Origin of the sequence: Kitasatospora sp. NPDC097643 (assembly GCF_040302625.1) — a bacterium.
Classification (GTDB): domain Bacteria; phylum Actinomycetota; class Actinomycetes; order Streptomycetales; family Streptomycetaceae; genus Kitasatospora.
Genome location: NZ_JBEOSA010000154.1, coordinates 1 through 2828, shown reverse-complemented (window position 1 = coordinate 2828; position 2828 = coordinate 1). Strand labels below are relative to the sequence as shown.

Annotated in this window: 1 protein-coding gene; it reads left to right on the top strand. The window is 71.4% G+C overall.

Features of this window, described 5'->3' with window-relative positions:
• A partial coding sequence (locus ABTY15_RS39520; protein ID WP_350607580.1) for a ricin-type beta-trefoil lectin domain protein occupies window positions 1-2828 on the top strand: 2828 nt, incomplete at both ends.

Here is a 2828-nt window from a genome sequence, read left to right as displayed (position 1 = left end):
ACCGGCGCCCTGACCACGTCGATCACCCCGACCACCGAGGGCCGGCGCGTACTCAGCGTGCAGTCCAAGGACCGCGCGGGCAACCTGTCCCCGCCGGTGACGTACACCTTCCAGGTCGGCCAGGCCGGCATCAGCTCGCCGGTCAACGGCACCCAGGCAGCCAAGCGCGTCAAGCTGTCCGTGGACGCGCAGACGCAGTTCAAGCGCGTCGTCTACCAGTACCGCCGCGGCCCGGGCGCCACCGAGTACAACGTCCCGACCGCCAACCTCACCAAGGCGGACAACACCCCGGTCACCGAGGACAAGCCGCGGCTCGCGGACCTCGGCCCGAACGCCAACTGGAACGTCCTCGACACGCTCGGCCAGGTCGGCGGTGTCGTCCAGGTCCGCGCCCTCCTCTTCCCCGAGGACGGCTCCGGCAGCGGCTACGCCACCGTCTGGAACACCATGACGGTCGACCGCAACGCCGACGGCGCGGCCACCGAGAAGATCGGCCCCGGCGGGGTCAACCTGCTCACCGGCAACTACTCGACCGAGGCCACCGACGCCGATGAGCGCGGCCTTTCGGTCAAGCGCACCACCTCCTCCCGCGACCTCGGGCGTGGCTGGCAGCCGCAGGGCGAGCGTCTGACGCTCAACCAGCGCCAGGTCGGCACCGACCTGACCGGCTTCACCGCCGGCCAGGCGACCCTGTCCCGCTCCACGGCCCGTGGCCACGACAGCTCGACCGACTCGCTCCTGGTCGTCCCGGGCGGCTCCGGCACCTGGGACTCCTTCGCCGCGCTCGGCCCGGAGTACACGCTCGGCCAGGGCATGCAGCCCGGCAAGACCTACCGGCTGACCGGCTGGATCTACGTCCCCGGCGCCACCGGCCTGGACAACCCGCTGCCCAACCGCGGCCTGCGCATGGTCGGCGTCTACCGCACCCCGGCCGGCTACAGCGAGACCGCCTCGCCGAAGGCCTCGTTCACCGACGGCTGGCAACAGCTGACGCTGGACATGACGGTGCCCGCCGACGCCACCGAGGCCTGGTTCCGCCTCTACAACGGCAACGCCGGCGGCTCCGGCAAGGAGGTCTACTTCGACGACCTCTCGATGAAGGAGATCGTCGCCCCCTTCGGCCCGCAGTGGGCCGGCGGACCCGACGCCGGGACCGGCGACGACTACCGGTCGCTGTCCTTCCCGCAGTCGGACCTGGTGGAGATCAAGGGCAACGAGGACATCGCGCTGACCTTCGCCAAGGGCAACGACGGGACGTTCTTCCCCGAGCCGGGCGCCGAGTCGATGACGCTGAAGGCCGTCCCGGCCAAGTCCGGTGCGATCGTCCTGTCGACCTCGGGCCAGTGCCTGGAGGTGCCGAACGGCGCGGCCGGCAACGGCGTGACCCTGCAGTCGGCCGCCTGCACGGGCGCGACGAACCAGCAGTGGACCCGCGGTGACGACCTGACCCTGCGGGTGCTGGGCTACTGCCTGGACAACCCCTGGGGCCAGGCCGGCGACAGCACCCGCCTCACTCTGTGGGGCTGCAACGGCGGCACCAACCAGCAGTGGGAGGTGCGCACCGACGGCACGGTGATGAACCGCCAGTCGGGCAAGTGCCTCGACGCCTACAACGGCGGCACGATCTGGGTCTGCTGGGCCGGGCCGAACCAGATCTGGGACGTCCAGACCGCCGGCACCACCTACGAGCTGAGCGAGCTGGACGGCTCCAAGACCGTCTTCGCCCGCCAGGCCGGCTCGGACATCTACCAGGTGGTCAGCGAGACGGGGCCGCAGGCCGCGTCGACCACCCGCTACCAGTACGACACCACCAACGGCCGTTCCCTCGTCAAGCGCGTCATCCCGGCCGTCGAGCCGGGCATCGACGACGCCAACGGCTGCACCGTCGACCCGCTGCCGCGCGGCTGCGAGGTGATGGAGTACGACTACGCCAAGGCCACCACCGCCACGGCCGCGACCCCGGGTGACTACCTGGACCGCGTCCGGGGTGTGAAGGTCTGGACGTGGAACCCGGCGACCTCCAAGCAGGAGGCCGTCGAGGTCGCGCACTACGCGTACGACGACAAGGGCCGTCTGACGCAGGTCTGGGACCCGCGTCTGGCCACCCCACTGAAGACCACCTACAGCTACGACGACGCCGGCCGGGTCACCCGGCTCGACGCCGCCGGTCAGCTTCCGTGGAACTTCGACTACGGCAAGGCCGCGACCGACCAGGACCCGGGCCGACTGCTCAAGGTCCGCCGTGCCGCACTGGCCCAGGGTTCGAAGGACCAGGTCAGCGGCGAGAACGCGACCAACGTGGTCTATGAGGTGCCGCTGACCCGCGGCGCCGGCGGTCCGTACGACCTGGCCGGTGCGGACGTGGCCAAGTGGGCGCAGACCGACGCGCCGACCGACGCCACCGCCGTCTTCGGCCCCGAGGACGACCCGGCGACCAACACCGCCTCGGCCGCCAAGCCGGGCCCGGACGGCTACAAGCCGGCCTCCGTCCACTACCTCAACGCCTCCGGCAACGAGGTCAACACCGCAACCCCGTCCGTCACCCCCGGCGGTGACATCAGCACCAGGGAGTACGACCGCTACGGCCATGCCGTACGCACCCTGGACGCGACCAACCGCTCCATCGCGCTCGGCACCCACCCGGACGCCGACAAGTACGCGGCCGAACTGAACCTGCCGGCCGACTCCGCCTCGCGCGCCCGGCTGCTGGACTCCCGCACCGTCTACTCGCCGGACGGCGTGGACGTGCTGGACACCCTCGGCCCGGTCTACCGCGCCTCGCTCGCCGAGCAGGTCAACGGCCAGACCACCCCGGTCACCGTCACCGC